Below are 17,025 nucleotides of genomic sequence, written 5' to 3'. Positions count from 1 at the left end.
GATAATGTGGAACGACGAATTTTCCGATGCGCAGCGTTGCGCGCTCGACTGGCTGAATGAACGGCAGGCGGCATTTTCCAAAGATCACAAGACAATATGGGATTTTCAGGAACCGTCATGGCGCGAATACCGCTCCAGCCGCTGGTATGTCGAACGCCTGCGCAGCGAAGGGTTCACAGTGGAGGAAGGTACGGCCGGAATGCCGACCGCCTTCCGTGCGGAATGGCGTAACGGAGACGGTCCGGTACTGGCGGGCTACGCTGAATACGACGCGGTGCCGGGACAGTCGCAGGAAGCCGTTCCCTATCAGCAGCCGCGGAAGGGGACAAGCAGGTTGGCGGCGGGCCATACCGACCCGCATTCCGCACTGGGTATCGGCGCTCTGGCCGGTTTCCTTGCCACGAAACGGGCCATGGAAGCGCATTCCATTCCCGGCACGCTCGTCTTCTTTGGCGAACCGGCAGAAAAGATGTGCGGTTCAAAGCCGGTGCATGCCGCGCACGGCTATTATGACGGGCTGGATGCCGCCATCAGCTTCCATCCCCATTCCTTTCCCGCGCTGACGAATGGATGTTTCTGGGAAACGACAAGCGCACCTTACTGGAGCCGCATCTACACATTCGAATGCCCCAATCCCGAAACATGGCAGGCGGATATTTCATCGGGTGAAATCACGCATATCCATGCCATTGCACGCGCGCCCGGCGCAATCGATGCGGTCTGCCTGATGTACACCAATTCCAAGATGATGAAGGAATCCATCCTGCCGCATACCGGTAGCTGGACCATCAACGAATTCATCCCGATTGCCGGTCAGGCCACGGCGGACAATTTTGCCCCCGGAATCGGGCAGATCCAGTATTCAATGCGCGCGCCTTCGCTGGATATGTGCCATTCGGCCTTTGAAATCCTTGACCGCAATGCCGACAGTATCGCGGCGATGACGCATTGCACCGTCAAAAAGGAATGGATCACCAAGACCCGTCCCGGTCTGCCCAACCATGTCATGGCGGAAACCACTTTCGCGAATTTCAAAAGACTGGGCGCACCACAATGGGGTGAGGACGCGGTGCGATTTGCCCAGGACGTTCACAAGACCCTCGGCCTGCCCGAGACCACAGAACCCCTGCTGCCCAACATGATGAAGCTGACATCACCACAGGAAGCCGAGGCCGCCTTCCGTGAACAGCTGCCGCCATGGCAGAAGCATTACGCGGCGGATGACTACGTGGATTATACATGGCACGCGCCAACGGTCCGCCTGTATGTCGCCCGCCCCACCCTGCACCACCCCGAAGCGCCCGGCTACCGCTATCCTGCATGGGCGCGCCACGCTATGGCCGGTTATACCGCGTGCATCGACCCGATGTGGAGCCGCGCCTCCCAGGTCATCACCACCACGCTGCTCGACCTGCTGACAAAGCCTGCGGTGCTGGAAGCGGCACAGGCCGAATTCCGTGAGCGGACCGGTGGCGGGGTGGGCGGATCACGCTGGATTGCGCCGCTGCTACCCAAAGATTTCAGGGCGCCGGTTGATTACCACTGGCCTGAATACGTGGAAACGCCCCGCGGCAGTGAATGGTCCATGGGCAATGTGCGCGATTGATCGGACGCAAAGGAGTTCAGGATCATGACCCCGGTTGACATGTCCACCCCTGCGGCCCCGACGCCACAGGATATCGCCACTGCAACGCAGCGCCTGAGGGAGGACCTGGCGCTTGCCTATCGCCTGTTCGCCCATCTGGACATGACCGATACGGTCTATACGCACCTGTCCGTGCGTCTGCCCGGGCCGGGGCACCGCTTCCTGGTCAATCCATATGGCTATCTGTTTGAGGAGATAACGGCCAGTTCCCTTGTCGAGGTGGATGCCCGGGGCCAGCCTGCGCAGCCTACCACCATGCCGGTCAACCCCGCAGGCTTTGTCATCCATTCGGCAGTACATGGCAGGCGGCCCGATGCCGCCTGCGTCATGCACACCCATACCCTTGCCGGGATGGCGATTGCGGCCCAGCAGGGAGGGCTGCTGCCGATCAACCAGATCAGCATGGAATTCTACAATGCGGTGGCAGTGCATGAATATGAAGGGATCGCGGAAGACCGCAACCTGAGCGAGCGGGAACGTCTTGTCCGCGACCTGGGTGATCACAAGGTCATGATCCTGAAAAATCATGGCCTGCTCAGTGTCGGGCGAACCATCGCGGAAGCATTCTACTACATGTATTACCTGGAACAGGCATGCCGTATCCAGCTTGCCGCGCAATCTGGCGGCCAACCGCTTTCCATTCCTTCGCCCCAGATGCTTGCGCATGTGCGCAGCCAGTTTTCTACGGGGGCGGACAAGGGCGAGATGCTGTGGAACGCCCTGCGCCGCAAGATGCAGAGAGAACAGCCGGATTATATGACCTGACCCCCACACCGTGGTGAAGCCTGCTGGCGGAGAAAAAACTTATGTCGCTTCAGTTGATCAACAAGCCGCCCCCGTGGCCGGGCGGCGCACGCTGCGCGGTGTGCATGTGCTTTGATTTTGACGCCGAAAGCCTGCTGCACCTGTTTTACGGGGCGGATGCGGGCCGCCATGTCAGCGCCGCGTCCGAACTGCGTTTTGGCGCAACGGTTGGGGTGCCGCGCATTGTCAATATCTGGAAGCATTTCGGCATCCGGCAGACAATGTATGTGCCGGGCTGGTGTGTGGAAGAATACCCGCATGCCATATCCCTGCTGGTCGAAAACGGGCATGAGATCGGCCATCATGGCTGGCTGCATGAACGCGTCAACCAGCATTCCCCTGATGACGAGCGCCGGATCCTTGAAAAGGGCATGCGCGCGATCGAGAAGGCAACAGGCCGGGCGCCTGCGGGCTACCGCAATCCATCGGGCGCGTTTTCCGAATACACGCTCGACCTTCTTGTTGAACATGGCTTCAGCTACGATGCGTCACTGTATGGGGATGATGTGCCATACATGCTGAAGGGCAAGGCGGGTTCACTGATCGAACTGCCTTCCACCCATGCGCTGGATGACTGGCCACAATATGTACACACCAGGGCCTTCAGGATGGCCCAGACAATCCGCGCGCCTGCAGAAGCCATGGCCGTATTCCGTGCAGAATTCGATGCGGCCTGGCAGTATGGCGGCCTGTGGTCGGCAATATGGCACCCGTTTGTATCGGGCCGGCTGTCGCGCGCGGCGGAAATTGTAAAACTGCTGGATTACATGCACGAAAAAGGCGACGTCTGGTTTGCGCCGATGGAAGATATCGCAGCCCATATCTCCACGCTGGTGGCCAGCGGCACATGGATACCGCATGAAGAGCAGATCCCGCGCTGGATCGGGGGCGTTCCCCCCCTTTCCATTCCCGTGCGCTAGAGAAAGGGGCTGGCATGAACAGGACATGGATCATGACCATTATCCCGGCGATCATGATCGCGTATGTTCTGTTCATCCATTATTACAGAAACGGTCCGGTAGCCATTACGGGGGAAAACCCGATTGTCGTGGCCGTCAACACGGGAAATCCGCCAATGGAATTCCGTGACCCGGAAACAACGCAGTTGCAGGGATTCGATATTGATCTGGCCGCCGCGATTGGCCGGGTTTCGGCGCGACCGGTCACATGGGTTGACAGTACTTTTGAACAACTGATCCCGACCCTGCTGTCGGGGCGGGCCGACATGATCATCAGCGGCTTTTACGACATTCCCGCCCGGCACGTCCTGTTTGACTTCATTCCCTATCTTACCACCGGATCACAGTTTTATACTTCTGCCGAACATGATGACATCCATACGCTGACCGACCTGTGTGGCAGGACCGTCACGACCATTCAGGGCACCAGTTTTGCCGAACAGGCTGCACGCTGGAGCGCCAGAAACTGCGAAGCCCATGGAAAACCCGCCATAAAGGTCATGTGGGATTCAGATCTTGGCCAGCAGTTGAGCAACCTGCGTGAAGGACGTTCAAGCGCGGCCCTGCATGGGCAGGAAGTTGTCGCGTTTATTGTCGGACTGAGAGGCGGCGGCCATTTCCGTCCCATTGCCGCCCCCATCAACCAGACGAATATTGTAGCGGCCTTCAGGAAGGGGGACGTACAGAACGAAACCCTGTTTTCAGAAGCGCTGGCCCGAATACGCCAAAGTAATGATTTCATAAATCTTGCTGAAAAATGGAACCTTTCCAATAGTATAAAGTAATAACATGACAAACCGGAACATATGACGGCATATCAGGAACGGGTGTTCCATAACCAGACACACCCGGTCCCGCAGCATCCGGAAATACAGATAACAACAGGAAAATACATGAATCAGGACATGATGCCCACGGGCGTAAACCTTGGTATTGATGGCCCATCGCTGCTGGCTGACATTGCCGAAACCGCGGCCTTTGGCGGCACGGCAAAAGGTGGCATCTGCCGTCTGGCCCTTGGCGCGGAAGACCGCCAGGTCCGCGACTGGCTGGGGACGCAGGCGGCTGCACTGGGCGGCGTGCTTACGGTTGATTCCATGGGCAACCAGTTCATCCACCTGCCTGGTTCCGATCCGGCCCTGCCCCCGCTTGTCATGGGCAGCCACCTTGATACGCAGCCGACCGGCGGAAAATATGATGGCATTTATGGTGTGCTGGCCGGCCTGTCGGCCCTGCGCGCGCTGCAGCGCAGCGGCTACCGGATGCGGCACCCGGTCGAACTGGTCAACTGGACGAACGAGGAAGGATCACGTTTCGCGCCCGCCATGATGTCATCCGGCGTATTTACCGGTGCCTTCACCCAGGCACAGGCTTACGGAACGCAGGATGCACGGGGAACAACCTTCGGACAGGCACTGGAAGAAATCGGCTACAGGGGCGCGGAACCCTGTGGCCAGCACCCGGTCCGGGCCTATTTTGAACTGCATATCGAACAGGGTCCTATCCTTGAAAAGGAAGGCATAACCATTGGCGCGGTCACCGGCGTGCAGGCCATGCGCTGGTTTGACCTGCGGTTGAGTGGTCAGGAAGCGCATGCCGGCACGACACCACGCGCCATGCGTCGCGATGCGCTGCTTGCTGCAGCCCATGTCATGATCATGATCGACGAAATCGCGCAGTCTTATGGTGCTGACACACGGGCGACCGTGGGTGTCATACAGGTGCAGCCCGGCAGTACCAATGTGGTGCCGGGCGAAGTCCAGATGTCGCTGGACCTGCGCCACCCCGATGATGACGTGATTGCCGCCGTGGAAGAGCGCATACGCACGGAAGCCGCACGGCAGGCGGAACAGCAGGGCGTTACGTTGTCAATGAAACGGATCTGGGATTCCCCGGCCGTGCATTTTGATCCCGACTGCGTGGAAATGGTGCGCAGGGCCGCCAGCCTGACGGGACAGAGCTACCGTGACATCGTATCGGGCGCGGGCCATGACGCCGCCTATATGGGGCATATCTGTCCCACTGCCATGATCTTTATCCCCTGCCGCGATGGGCTGAGCCATAATGAAGCGGAACATGCGGAAGCAGGCGACATCGTGGCCGGGGCCAATGTGCTGCTGCACGCCATCATGGCGGCCGATGCACATTTTGACCCCGCATAAATCAGGCAACCGACCATATTGCTGTAACAGTCCCCCATAAGGATGGCTGTTACAGCAACCTTATGCTTTCCCGCTGCTGGATGCCCGGCAATCAGACCCTGCCGCCATCAGAACCTGTTCAGACCGTCTCGGACGACGGGCAGGAAACCGGCAGGATCCGGGGGAAAGTGGGACAGGCAAGCGGCTGACCGGGCATGAGGTTGTCCCCCCTGACCGGCGGGGCGATATCGCTTTTGATTTCAACGTAATGGGCATCATCACCGGCCCAGCAGGTCGAAAGCACACGCCGTGACCGGCTGGGGGCCGGATTACCGGGGGCGGCATGCAGCGTCCTGCAATGGAACACCAGACAGTCCCCCGGTTCCATCGCCCAACGCAGGATATCGTAATCCCCCGGCGTGGCGTCGATATCGGGCAGCGGGGGACGTCCATCCCGGTCGCCGCGAAATTTGCTGGTGGGGTCAAAGGGCACGGCCTCGAACAACTGGCCCCAGCGGTGCGAACCCTTCACGAATTCAAGCGATGTTTCAAGCGGCACCGTATCAAGTGGCATCCAGATCGTAAGCGCCTGCGTCCCTCCCACACACCAGTAAGACTGGTCCTGGTGCCAGGGTGTACGTTTGGACGTACCGGCTTCCTTTATCAGCAGGAAGTCATGATAGAAGGTGACAGTACGGGAATGCATAAGACTGCCAGACACGGCAGCAAGCGGCCCCGTGCGCATGAATTCCTCAAAGACCGGGACACGCTGCCAGACCAGAACATCACCGAAAAACAGCCCTGCCTCACCGGAGTTTTCAAACCGGAAATGGTTAGGCCCTGCCGCCCGTATCGCCGTGGGCAGGGCATCTGTCAGTCTTGCAATCCATTGTGGTGAGATCACCTGCCGCAGGCAGACGACGCCATCACGATCAAAATCCTGTCGGGTGGACGCGTTTACATATTCGGACTGGATCATACCTGTCATCACCCTCTCCAAGTATTGCGCATCCTGCCATGGGCATATGCTTCTGCCTGTCATTCCGATATCATAATATAACACCTGGGTAATGGATTCATGTTTGCGATATCCGCAAGTACACTTTTGGTTTAATCAAACCGTTTTCCCAGTCAGCCCTGCACCAGACAGACCGTGCGGGGACGGCGAAGTCGCATTCAGTCCGCAACAGGCCCTTCGTCCTCCTCATCAGGTTCCAGCGGTTCGACCAGCCCGTCCTTGTCAGGATCGATCGGTTCGTCCTCATCATGATCCGGGCAACGTTTTTCCGGCGGGTCCAGTGGTTCTTTCTCATCGGGTTCACCGTGACCGGGATCCTGTCCGGGTTCATGGACTGGCGATGGCGGAACCGGGGACGGCCGGGTCGGCATGGCATTCCATGCATTGTCCGTTACCTGTCTGCTGAACATGGCACCTCTCCGTAAATGGTTCCCCCTGCAACGGGTGCCATAAAAACAGGTTGCCGCACTGCCGGGGATATTTTCGGAATACGGGACAGGCCGCGTGGGCCAGCAAATGACCTGACCTCCCGACCATGCCATTTGCCTGCCCGTTCACGATCCCGCGTTACGGTGCCAATGATGGCAGGCAATTGCCGCAGCGTGGCGTGGATAAGGCCAGGACAGATCCACACCGGGTTCTCCGACACGCTTACCGCACGTCGTCCAGCCTGTCGGAAAACGGGGATTTCCGTATTTTTACGGGCTATATGCAAAAATATGGTGCCTCGATATCACCAAAGAAGCTTGTGCTTATTGAAAATTACACATAAACAATCGTATCCACCATCGGTAATTCACTTAGTTTTTTGGTATAATTTGAACGTAAAACGGGCGGGAACGCATAGACAGGCGCCCTTACCCCCATACCGGACAGCATGCACTGCCTGCCCCGCAACCATCGAACCATGAAGCCCCACCATGCACCTGCCTGAATCGATCAACCTGCTTTATGTGCTGTCTGGCCTTGGGGTCGGCTTTCTTGTCGGCATGACCGGCGTGGGGGGCGGGTCGCTCATGACCCCGCTGCTCATATTGCTGTTCAAGGTGCATCCGCAATCAGCCGTGGGTACTGACCTGCTGTATGCAGCCCTGACCAAGACGGTGGGCACACTGGTACATGGCCGCAGCCAGTCGGTGGAATGGCGTGTAGTGGGACGACTGGCGCTGGGCAGCATACCGGCTACCGTGCTGACGATCGCAGCCCTCCACTGGGCGGGCAGCCCTTCGGCGCAGGTGACACATGTGATTTCCGTGGCCCTGGGCATAGCACTGCTGATTACCGCCCCCAGCGTGCTGTTCCGCCACCGGCTGCAGATACTGTCGCGGCAGAAGGCCGGAAGCGTTTCCTCCGCCATGACTGGCCATCTCACCACGCTGCTGGGCGCGGTGCTGGGGGTCATGGTCACGTTGTCTTCCGTCGGCGCGGGGGCCATTGGCATGGCAGCGCTGATCTTTCTCTATCCCTCGCTGGAAATCCGTCGGCTGGTCGGCTCCGACATCGCCCATGCCGTACCGCTCACGGCCATTGCGGGCATGGGGCACTGGTGGATCGGGGATATTGACGTCCCGCTGCTGACCTCGCTGCTGTGCGGGTCCGTGCCGGGCATCATACTGGGCAGCCTGTGCATCGGGCTTGTTCCCGACCGGGTGCAGCGGATCATACTGGCGGCGATTCTTGTCACCGTCGGGCTGAAGGTCATCTGACGACACACGCCCCGCACGGGTACCAGCCAGCACCTTGCGCTCCCGGCGCCATCCGTTACCCTACCGCAACCATGACAGGCGGAAGGCAGGGAAATGGCATACGGAAAGCTGATGGTCATCCTGACCTGTGCAGGCTGCTGCGCGATAGACGGGGCGCAGGCAGCCCCAGTTCCAACCGCGATGGACATGCGACGGGTCTTTACCCCCCAGCCCCTGCCGGACCCGCCCAACCGCTACAATTCGGGTTCTGGCCTACCGGGACCGGATTACTGGCAGAACCGGGCAGATTACGTCATCCATGCCCATATCGACACGCCGACCCACGCCCTGTCTGGCGAAGAAACGCTGATCTATACCAACAACAGCCCCGACAGCCTTGATACGCTATGGCTGCAACTTGACCAGAACATCTATCGTCCCCATTCCCGCGCAGGCTTCGCCAACCCCGAACGCCACCCCAATACGACCGACGGCATGGAAATCGATTCAGTTGCCATCGTGCATCATGGACATGAAACCCCGCTTCGGCCACGCATATCCGATACCCGTATGCAGCTTGCACTGCCCGGCGCGCCGTTGTCCCATGGGCAGAAGGTCCAGATCCGCATCCGCTGGCATTACATCATTCCCGGTCCATGGGGCGGCCGAACAGCGGTGACCCCCGCCAGGGATGGCGAAATATATGAAATCGCGCAGTGGTACCCCCGCATGTGCGTTTATGACAGCCATCGCGGCTGGGACACGCTGCCCTATCTGGGGCAGGAGTTCTATCTTGAATACGGCAATTTTGATTATAGCGTCACGGTGCCGTGGAATTTCACGGTTGTCGGTTCAGGCGCGCTGCTCAATCCGGCGCAGGTCCTGACCCGCACCGAACGTGCCCGTCTGGCGCAGGCAGCCCGCAGCGACCGGACCGTAATGATCCGTACAGAACACGACGTAACGGACCCCACAAGCCACGTGGCCCGCATGGGGGAAAAGACGTGGCGTTTTTACATGGAAAATACGCGTGATGTTTCCTTCGCCGCATCTCCTACCTTTTTATGGGATGCGGCGCGCATCGACCTGCCGCCGGTACGTCCCGCCCCCGGCATGAAGCCAGTGCCCCGTCTGGCCATGTCGGTTTACCCGCGTGAAGGCATTGGCCCGCAGGCATGGGACCGGTCCACCGAATATGTCAGACATGCCATCGAATATTTTTCCCGCCAGTGGTTTTCCTACCCATGGCCCAATGCCATCAATGTGGGTGGCCATGGGGCGGGCATGGAATATCCCGGCATTGTCTTTGACGGCTGGGAAGACCGGAACGATACGCTGTTCTGGATCACCACGCATGAACTGGGCCATGGCTGGTTTCCCATGATCGTGGGTAGTAATGAACGGCGTGATGCTTTTATGGATGAAGGGTTCAATACCTTTATTGACGCCTATGCATCGCAACATTTCAACCATGGGGAATATGCCCCCAAGCATGACGCCGAATTCGCGCCCCTGACCGGCAGACCCGCCGATGACATCATCCCGGTGCTGAAAGATCCGCAGGCGCCTACCCTTATGACACCAGCGGAACTGGTACCGGAAAAATACCGTCATCCGGTCACATATTTCAAAAGTGCCTATGGGCTTGTGCTGCTGCGTGAACAGATACTGGGGCCGGAGCGCTTCGATACCGCCTTCCGCCGTTATATTCAGGCATGGGCATACCATCACCCCACCCCATCGGATTTTTTCCGGTTGATGGAAAGTGAAGCGGGTGAAGATCTGGGATGGTTCTGGCGTGGCTGGTATTTTGAAAATGACTGGCCGGATTATGCCCTGTCGCGCCTGTCCTATATCAATAATGACGCCCGTCAGGGCACGCAGGTCAGCATAAAGGCCAAAGGCAGGCTTATGCTGCCCGTAACGCTAAGGCTGGCCTATAGTGATGGCACACATGCGGATCAGGTTATCCCGCCGGAAAGCTGGCACCTGGCGGACAATATTACTGTTGCCTTCCCTGGTGGCCCGACAGTCGACAGAGCCATTCTTGATCCCGAACATGTCCTGCCCGACCCGGACCGCAGCGATAACATACGCCTTATGAAATCAAGGTAACTTACGCATGGGACATGCATCACGGCACAGCATTATGCTGCCTTGGCAGACTGTTTGAAAAAGCTTTTCATAAATAAAATTTCATGAATGCTGTTTTTTTAAAGGCGGCATTTACGGGAAGTTTTCTGAAAAAGCGTTATCATGAAGTTGTTCATGAGCTGCTGGCTGTTCAAGCAGTTTCCTGACAGGTCCATCCCGACTGCGTCATGGGCCTGCAACAGGAACATTACACCATAAAAAAGTATATGTGACATATCATATCATTACAAATATATATGCCAATACAGCAATCATCCCATCCCTGCCCTACAGATGATATTCATCCAGAAGGGTCACATGCTGCATAAGGCGAAATGGCCTGACCGCATGGATAAGGCAACCGCTCCACATGACCATAACCGGCAGGGAATGCAATATTTCATCTGTCATTACATATGCGGGGTATTTTTCCTTCGCTACAAATGCAAACACCCAGCCTGTGAACAGGCTGGGTGTTTGCGATTATATAACGTATCCGTGATGCTTATGCATCGGTGCCCTTCTTGCGGCGCGCACGGGTCGTCTTACGCGCGGGCTTCGCCGGGGCTTCCGCCGCAACTTCGGGTTCCGGCTCAACCACAACTTTACGACCCAGGCCAATCTTCTGTGCAAGGGACGAACGATGCGCGGCGTAATTGGGCGCTGTCATCGGATAGTTGGCAGGCAGACCCCATTTTTCACGATACTGCTCCGGGGTCATGCCATATGCCGTCTGCAGATGACGCTTGAGCATCTTCAGCTTCTTGCCGTCTTCCAGGCAGATTACGTAATCAGGAAATACTGATTTCTTGATCGGCACGGCCGGCTGCAGCGGGGCAGGTTCAACCACCTTTTCGGCGCCAAGCCCCTTCAGCGCGGTATAAACCGTTTCGATCAGGGTGGGGATCTGCTCAATGCCAACGGTATTATGATTGGTATGCGCAGCCACGATCTCTGTCGTCATGGATACCAGTTCGGTATGCGGGAGATCTTTATTATCCAATGTCTGAATCTTTCCTCTGTAGATTGCCGTCCGGGGACATATCTGCCCTATCAGTAATAATCATGCGTCTATTATGCAACCACAATAAAGCCTTTTGATGCGTATTTTTTATATCACCCCCATTACAGAGACATACGCCGCAATGCCTGCATAGGTCACATATCCGCATGCCTTCTGCGTTCCAACAGACATGATGGCGCAATAATAACCCTGTCCATTATCGCATCCATGGATCATATGCAATTTTTTGTTTGAAAATTTGAAAAAACATCATCTCAAATTCTTAATTTACTGATTTTCGTTAATGAATTTTCACTATTTTATAAACACGTCATATAAAATACACGACCTGTTCATTGATCATATTTATCAAAAAAAACAGACACCAAACAAAATCAAATTTTACAAACAAAAAATAAACAGACCAGACCGAAGCCACAAAGTTAAGTCATTTAATTTCATTTTTATTTAGATATGAATTCTATACCAAAATTTTTTATATAAGTTTATGATATTATTTTTTCATACGGCTGATTACATGCTTATGATCAAAAAAAAACGGTATGCTAACAAAATATGATTTTTTGTCATTACATATTGCAACAAATACATATGTTCATATTTGCCATCACATACGCCATGTATCCATCAGTATGATCCTGCCTGCATGGCATGAATTATATGGACTGTATCCCGTGCGTACCTGCATCATAATACATGCTGTCATTCCCTTATTGCAGAACTGAGCCATCATCCTGCTGTCATTACATCCCTTCGCGCAACACGCGTCAAAGTTGTGCATATGATACCCTGCATACCTGCACGCGCTGTCCAGATCGGTACGATATGCTGACCAGTCCCCTCCCTGATTACCAGACTGTATCAGTCAGGTCATGCAGCATATATTATATTTTAACGCCAGCATGGTGATATCGCAGGAAGAAACAGAATACAGCGGCATGGCATCATCCCGGCCTGCTTTTTTCATTCCTGTTCCATAGACAACAGGACGGTCAGCCCAGCCCATCCACCATGATATGCGGCAGTCCCCGGCTACATGTTTCCACACGGGCAACAATGTCATAGGTCTGACGCAATGTATCCGGCGTAATGACATCATGCGGGGAACCAGCCGCGATAATCTTACCGTCCCGCAGGATCACATCGTAATCCGTCATGCGCACGGCAATATTCAGGTCATGCAGCACCATGACCGTCACGATGTTGCGCCGTTCCGTCTCGCGCCGTAGCACGTCCATCACGGCAAACTGATGATGCAGGTCAAGCGCGCTGAGCGGCTCATCAAGCAACAGGGCATCAGGATGCCGCCCCAAAGCCTGCGCCAGCCCCACAAGCTGACGCTGTCCGCCCGATAGTTCATCCATATACCGCATGGCCAGGTCGGCGATGCCGAATATGTCCAGCATACGCAGCGCCGCGTCGATTTCATCCCCACCCGTGATCCCGGGCAATGCGCCAGTGGCGTTCTGGGCAGCCAGCAGCGATTCCAGCACCTGCAGATGCACCGTGGCCGGCAGGGTCTGGGGCAGATACAGGCAGCGTCGCGTCCGCTGTGCCAGCGACATGCGCGAAAGCACGTCCGACCCCAGCATGACCTGACCCGTCGCCTCCCCAAGTCCCGCCAGGGCGCGCAGCAGGGTGGACTTGCCACTACCATTGGGACCAAGCAGGGCGGATACCTTTCCTGTGGGGAACGGACCTACCGTCAGGTCATCCAGAACGGTGCGCTGACCATATCTTACGGTTACGTGTTCCGCGAACAGGCCGTTCATCATGAAAGCCCCTGCCTGCGCAGGACAATGGCAAGGAAGAACGGAATACCAACCAGCGCCGTCACGATCCCGGTCGGGATCACCACGCCAGGCATGATATTGCGCGCGGCCACCGAAGACAGCGACATGACCAGCGCACCAACAAACATGCTACCAGGCAGGTAGAAACGATGATCCTCCCCCAGCAGGCGGCGGGCGATGTGGGGTGCCACCAGCCCGACAAACCCGATCGTCCCCACGAAGGACACCGCCAGCGCCGACAGGATGCTGACCCGCAGCAACGCGCCCCGCCGCACGCGCGGCACATCCACCCCAAGACTGGCGGCACGTTCCTCCCCCATACGCAGCACGGTCAGTTTCCAGGCCGCACGAAAGGAAAGCGGCGCCACCACCACGCAGGCCGCCGCCAGCAGTCCCAGCTTGGGCCATGTTGCCCGCGTCAGGCTGCCCATGGTCCAGAACACCAGATCCTGCAGCGCGTCCTCATTGGCAACAAACTGCAGCAGGGACACCAGGGCATGGAACGCGAACACCAGGGCGATGCCAAACAGCACAACAGTACCGGTCCCCGCATTGCGCCTGCGTGACACCATGTCCAGCAGCAGAACGGAACCAATGGCGAAGACAAAGGCATCGGCCGACACCACCCATGCATCCGGCACGCCGGGCAGACGCCATTGCAGGATAATGGCCAGTGACGCGCCAAATGCCGCCGCGGCCGAAACCCCCAGCGTAAACGGACTGGCCAGCGGATTGGCCAGCACGGTCTGCATTTCCGCGCCCGCCAGCCCGAGTGCTGCCCCCACGCATACGGCCATGAGCGCGTATGGCAGGCGGATCTGCCAGACAATGACACTCTGCCCGGCAGAAACATCATGCGGATGCAGCAAGGTGCGGATCAGCGCGTCCACCGACAGGCCGGACGGCCCAAGGCAGAAATCCAGCACGACCGATGCTACGATACATAAGGCAATGACCGCCAGAATCCCCGCACGCCGCCGCAGCAGCATGCGATAGGAACCGCGCACCTGCCGGGCATAAGCCGACAGGTCGGGGGAAATGGCGTGGGAAGCGGTTACGGGTGCATCATCATGGACGCGCATTGATCCAGAAGGTCCCTTCCTGCCTGACCGGGAGAAAGCGGTCATAAAGTTCCTTCTGCGTCGCATCGGGGTCCAGATCGGCGAACAGGTCGGGATGGAACCATTTCGCCATGACCTCGACCGCAAGGATATTGTATGGCGAGTCATAAAAGGAATGCCAGATCCCGTAATCATGCCCGGTCGTGACCGCGCGCAGGCTGGAAATGCCCGACCGCTCCGTCACGCGCAGCAGGGAGGCACGTGCGACATCGGGCGTGACCTCAGCCCCCATGCGCAGGCCCGGCCCGCTGGCCTTCGGCCCCTTGGTGCCATCGGCTATATATATGTCCGGGTCAGCGGAAATGACCTTTTCCAGGTCAATGTCCCCGATATATCCCGGCAGCAGGGGGGCTGCGATGTTCTGGCCACCGGCCGCCGTAATGAACGCCCCCATATTACCCTTGCCCGCCGTATGGCAGCAGCTTTCGCGCATGGCGGCCAGCATTTCGATAAAGACCCGTGGCCGCTGCGCTTCCGGCAGCGACGCCACCCGGTCGGTCACATGCCTCAGATGCGACTGGTAAAAGGACAGGTATTCCGCGGCTTCGCGTTCACGATGCAGCACCCGGCCCAGTATCTGCATGGATGTGACAGTGTCATGCAGCGGATCGGCACGGAAATCGACAAAGACAACCGGCACATGCGCGCTTTCCAGTTGCGAAACCAGTTCGCTCGCCGCCCCCGGCCCATGGCCGGACACTGTCAGGATCGCAAGGTCGGGGTGCAGGTCCAGCACGCGTTCGGGACTGACCGTATCTGCCGTGGTCTTGCCGATCAGCGCCACATTGGCCGCCTGCGGAAAGGTTGCGACGTATTGATCGTAACTCTGGGTATCCGCACCACGGAATTCACCCTGCCAGCCTACGATCCGGTCAAACAGGTGCTGTTTTTCCAGTGGAGCAAGGGCATAAATCAACCGCCCTTCCCCCAGAATGATGCGATGGACACTGGCCGGAACATCCACCTTGCGGCCGGCAAGGTCGGTCACGGTTTCAGCCCGTGCCGCAGGTTGCCCCGCAGCCAGGCCCATGACCGTCACCACCCCGCATGCCAGCAGACGCCAGTTATCCAGTATCCGTCCCATCACCTTACTCCGGCCTGTGTAATCATACCCCTGGGAAAATCATTTCTGGGGATAGGCAAAATTGAACTTCTCGGTAAACGGTTTCCAGAACCCTGGCGTACCTGTTTCCTTGTCCACATGATGCAGGAAGCCGCTCTGTTCAGGTGAGGAATAGGTCAGCACGACCGTATAGCGGCCCGGACCATCCATCTGCACGTTATCGGCATAATGCGGGCCGTCCTTGGCGGTCATGAAATGCATCGTGCCTTCAGCCTTCCACGGCGTGCCGTCCTTTGTCAGCGAATAGCCGATCGTAAGATACGGCACCCATGCCCCATCGGGGTAGCCCCATACGTTATCCGCGGTGGCGTGGACGTCGGTTTCAAGATGGATGGTGTCCGGCTTGGTATTGTCGGTCATGCCAGCAGGCATGGGGTCCACCATGATGCCCGTCAGGTAACTGGAAGCGATTTCCATGTCATGCGCCTGAACGGGTCCGCCGATGGGATATTCACGCGCCTGCGCCGCCGTTACGCCAACAGGCAGGGCCGCGATGGCCAGCGCCAGTATAGAACACTTTTTCTTCATGATGACTGTTTCCATATATCTGAACATTAGGTCATGGTTCCTGTTTTATTTTTAACTTTCAGTAATCCCGTGACCAGATTACAGATCCCCTTCCGGCTGATTTCACAAATCTGATAATGATAATTGTTATCACTGTCAACGGATGGTATGTGCTGTGCGATACACACGGAGACTACCTGCCATGATCAGCCATCCCCTCGCGTTTATGCGATTGCCCTATGCGGTCCTGATCGCAATGGACAGCCGGATGCTGCACTTCTGGCTGCAGCCGGTCCATTACCTGATCCGCATCGCGCACATCGTCAGCATGGCCATGTTTTTCGGGATGGACATGCTGTTTGACCTGGGCATCCTCAATTCACGCATGGCGACGCGACTGGCTCCCGCCGCGCAACTGATGATGCGTCCACTGCACATCACCTTTGCCATCGCTATGGTTACGGGTGTCGTGCTGTTCTTTTACGACCCGGTGCATATTGGCAGCCGGGCGTACCTGACACCCAAGCTGCTGCTGATCACGCTGGCAATGCTGAATGCCATGTGGTGCCATCGCTCTGTTTACCTGTCTGTACTGCGGGGCAATCCGGTTGTTGCACTACGTGGCCGGGTCGGAGCAAGTATTTCGCTGTGTCTGTGGACGGGTGTGATGATCATGTCGTGCCTGAATAGTGAAGGTGTACCAAAAGTTTTCCTGCGCTAATGGCAGTGTTGCAAAATATGCATGAAACCTGTGATTGACGGCTTTGCGACAAAATGTAATTGAGAGTCATTCTTATTGATACTGATTCTTAGTTGCGGCGGACAGCATGACCTTCTCCCATTCACGACACATGTTAAAGGGATCGAGCTTTTTCGTTCCCGCCCTTTCCTTCGGCGCTGTCCGACGACGCATGCGTATGGGATCATGTATCGCATGTGTCGGGCTTGCCCTCCCCGCAACAGGCTTCGCACAGGTCCAGACACAGATTGAGGAAGACCGCGCCCGCCTTGGCAATTCCACCCCCCTGATCCAGCAGATCGACCCGGCCACCGTGCGCGATTCAGAACGCGC

At 57.2% G+C, this 17,025-nt stretch carries 15 protein-coding genes; 8 read left to right on the top strand and 7 right to left on the bottom strand.

The features are described from left to right. Window positions 1-4 precede the first annotated feature (4 nt). From MSKU9_RS01660 to MSKU9_RS01640, 5 genes are all read left to right on the top strand, one after another. On the top strand, window positions 5-1,606 hold the full coding sequence (locus tag MSKU9_RS01660) for a zinc-binding metallopeptidase family protein (RefSeq protein WP_141259621.1): 1,602 nt from the start codon (window positions 5-7) through the stop codon (window positions 1,604-1,606). A 39-nt stretch (window positions 1,607-1,645) separates the two neighbouring features. Then, the gene (locus tag MSKU9_RS01655; protein WP_141259635.1) at window positions 1,646-2,410 is read left to right on the top strand and encodes a class II aldolase/adducin family protein; all 765 of its coding nucleotides are present in this window, start codon (window positions 1,646-1,648) and stop codon (window positions 2,408-2,410) included. 41 nt (window positions 2,411-2,451) lie between these two features. Then, window positions 2,452-3,369: a polysaccharide deacetylase family protein gene (locus tag MSKU9_RS01650; RefSeq protein WP_141259620.1), complete on the top strand. Its 918-nt coding sequence runs from the start codon at window positions 2,452-2,454 to the stop codon at window positions 3,367-3,369. Window positions 3,370-3,401: 32 nt separating this feature from the next. Beyond that, window positions 3,402-4,193 carry a transporter substrate-binding domain-containing protein gene (locus MSKU9_RS01645; protein ID WP_162515705.1) on the top strand — a complete coding sequence of 264 codons (792 nt, stop codon included), beginning with the start codon at window positions 3,402-3,404 and terminating at the stop codon, window positions 4,191-4,193. 108 nt (window positions 4,194-4,301) lie between these two features. Then, a complete protein-coding gene (locus tag MSKU9_RS01640; RefSeq protein ID WP_141259618.1) occupies window positions 4,302-5,570 on the top strand; it encodes a M20 family metallo-hydrolase in 1,269 nt (422 codons plus the stop codon). Between the two features lie 118 nt (window positions 5,571-5,688). Here MSKU9_RS01640 and MSKU9_RS01635 read toward each other — a convergent pair whose 3' ends face one another. Both MSKU9_RS01635 and MSKU9_RS01630 read right to left on the bottom strand, forming a co-directional pair. Continuing rightward, on the bottom strand, window positions 5,689-6,537 hold the full coding sequence (locus MSKU9_RS01635; protein ID WP_141259617.1) for a phytanoyl-CoA dioxygenase family protein: 849 nt from the start codon (window positions 6,535-6,537) through the stop codon (window positions 5,689-5,691). Between the two features lie 188 nt (window positions 6,538-6,725). Continuing rightward, entirely contained in the window at window positions 6,726-6,977 is a 252-nt protein-coding gene (locus tag MSKU9_RS01630; RefSeq protein WP_141259616.1) for a hypothetical protein, read from the bottom strand. A gap of 510 nt (window positions 6,978-7,487) precedes the next feature. On the opposite strand from MSKU9_RS01630, the gene MSKU9_RS01625 reads away from it, so the two are divergent. Both MSKU9_RS01625 and MSKU9_RS01620 read left to right on the top strand, forming a co-directional pair. Beyond that, on the top strand, window positions 7,488-8,273 hold the full coding sequence (locus MSKU9_RS01625; protein WP_141259615.1) for a sulfite exporter TauE/SafE family protein: 786 nt from the start codon (window positions 7,488-7,490) through the stop codon (window positions 8,271-8,273). 93 nt (window positions 8,274-8,366) lie between these two features. After that, window positions 8,367-10,367 (top strand): M1 family metallopeptidase, encoded by a 2,001-nt coding sequence (locus MSKU9_RS01620; protein ID WP_141259614.1) that lies wholly within the window; start codon window positions 8,367-8,369, stop codon window positions 10,365-10,367. A 523-nt stretch (window positions 10,368-10,890) separates the two neighbouring features. On the opposite strand, the gene MSKU9_RS01615 is transcribed toward MSKU9_RS01620, so the two are convergent. The 5 genes from MSKU9_RS01615 to MSKU9_RS01595 form a co-directional block, all read right to left on the bottom strand. Then, complete coding sequence (locus MSKU9_RS01615) at window positions 10,891-11,388, bottom strand: MucR family transcriptional regulator (protein ID WP_141259613.1); 498 nt, start codon at window positions 11,386-11,388, stop codon at window positions 10,891-10,893. A gap of 1,013 nt (window positions 11,389-12,401) precedes the next feature. Next, window positions 12,402-13,184 (bottom strand): ABC transporter ATP-binding protein, encoded by a 783-nt coding sequence (locus MSKU9_RS01610; protein WP_193557607.1) that lies wholly within the window; start codon window positions 13,182-13,184, stop codon window positions 12,402-12,404. Continuing rightward, a complete protein-coding gene (locus MSKU9_RS01605; protein ID WP_141259612.1) occupies window positions 13,181-14,284 on the bottom strand; it encodes a FecCD family ABC transporter permease in 1,104 nt (367 codons plus the stop codon). The genes MSKU9_RS01610 and MSKU9_RS01605 overlap by 4 nt, the downstream gene beginning before the upstream one ends. Beyond that, a complete protein-coding gene (locus MSKU9_RS01600) occupies window positions 14,271-15,407 on the bottom strand; it encodes an ABC transporter substrate-binding protein (protein ID WP_141259611.1) in 1,137 nt (378 codons plus the stop codon). Before MSKU9_RS01600 ends, MSKU9_RS01605 begins: the two co-directional genes overlap by 14 nt. 39 nt (window positions 15,408-15,446) lie before the next feature. Next, a complete protein-coding gene (locus tag MSKU9_RS01595; RefSeq protein ID WP_019087332.1) occupies window positions 15,447-15,989 on the bottom strand; it encodes an iron transporter in 543 nt (180 codons plus the stop codon). 166 nt (window positions 15,990-16,155) lie between these two features. Between MSKU9_RS01595 and MSKU9_RS01590 the strand changes: the two genes are divergently transcribed. Then, window positions 16,156-16,674 carry a hypothetical protein gene (locus MSKU9_RS01590; RefSeq protein ID WP_141259610.1) on the top strand — a complete coding sequence of 173 codons (519 nt, stop codon included), beginning with the start codon at window positions 16,156-16,158 and terminating at the stop codon, window positions 16,672-16,674. The last annotated feature ends 351 nt before the right edge of the window (window positions 16,675-17,025 follow it).

Source organism: Komagataeibacter diospyri, assembly GCF_006538165.1.
Classification (GTDB): Bacteria; Pseudomonadota; Alphaproteobacteria; order Acetobacterales; family Acetobacteraceae; genus Komagataeibacter; species Komagataeibacter diospyri.
The sequence above is the reverse complement of the archived record's forward strand: the minus strand, read 5'-3'. Positions and strand labels throughout refer to the sequence as shown.

Bases quoted from the DNA above. Each gene is read 5' to 3' on its own strand.
- MSKU9_RS01645 (WP_162515705.1), top strand. From the start codon at position 3,402: ATGACCATTATCCCGGCGATCATGATCGCGTATGTTCTGTTCATCCAT.
- MSKU9_RS01610 (WP_193557607.1), bottom strand. From the start codon at position 13,184: ATGATGAACGGCCTGTTCGCGGAACACGTAACCGTAAGATATGGTCAG.
- MSKU9_RS01660 (WP_141259621.1), top strand. From the start codon at position 5: ATGTGGAACGACGAATTTTCCGATGCGCAGCGTTGCGCGCTCGACTGG.
- MSKU9_RS01635 (WP_141259617.1), bottom strand. From the start codon at position 6,537: ATGACAGGTATGATCCAGTCCGAATATGTAAACGCGTCCACCCGACAG.
- MSKU9_RS01650 (WP_141259620.1), top strand. From the start codon at position 2,452: ATGTCGCTTCAGTTGATCAACAAGCCGCCCCCGTGGCCGGGCGGCGCA.
- MSKU9_RS01630 (WP_141259616.1), bottom strand. From the start codon at position 6,977: ATGTTCAGCAGACAGGTAACGGACAATGCATGGAATGCCATGCCGACC.
- MSKU9_RS01590 (WP_141259610.1), top strand. From the start codon at position 16,156: ATGATCAGCCATCCCCTCGCGTTTATGCGATTGCCCTATGCGGTCCTG.
- MSKU9_RS01655 (WP_141259635.1), top strand. From the start codon at position 1,646: ATGTCCACCCCTGCGGCCCCGACGCCACAGGATATCGCCACTGCAACG.
- MSKU9_RS01600 (WP_141259611.1), bottom strand. From the start codon at position 15,407: ATGGGACGGATACTGGATAACTGGCGTCTGCTGGCATGCGGGGTGGTG.
- MSKU9_RS01625 (WP_141259615.1), top strand. From the start codon at position 7,488: ATGCACCTGCCTGAATCGATCAACCTGCTTTATGTGCTGTCTGGCCTT.
- MSKU9_RS01595 (WP_019087332.1), bottom strand. From the start codon at position 15,989: ATGGAAACAGTCATCATGAAGAAAAAGTGTTCTATACTGGCGCTGGCC.
- MSKU9_RS01640 (WP_141259618.1), top strand. From the start codon at position 4,302: ATGAATCAGGACATGATGCCCACGGGCGTAAACCTTGGTATTGATGGC.
- MSKU9_RS01605 (WP_141259612.1), bottom strand. From the start codon at position 14,284: ATGCGCGTCCATGATGATGCACCCGTAACCGCTTCCCACGCCATTTCC.
- MSKU9_RS01620 (WP_141259614.1), top strand. From the start codon at position 8,367: ATGGCATACGGAAAGCTGATGGTCATCCTGACCTGTGCAGGCTGCTGC.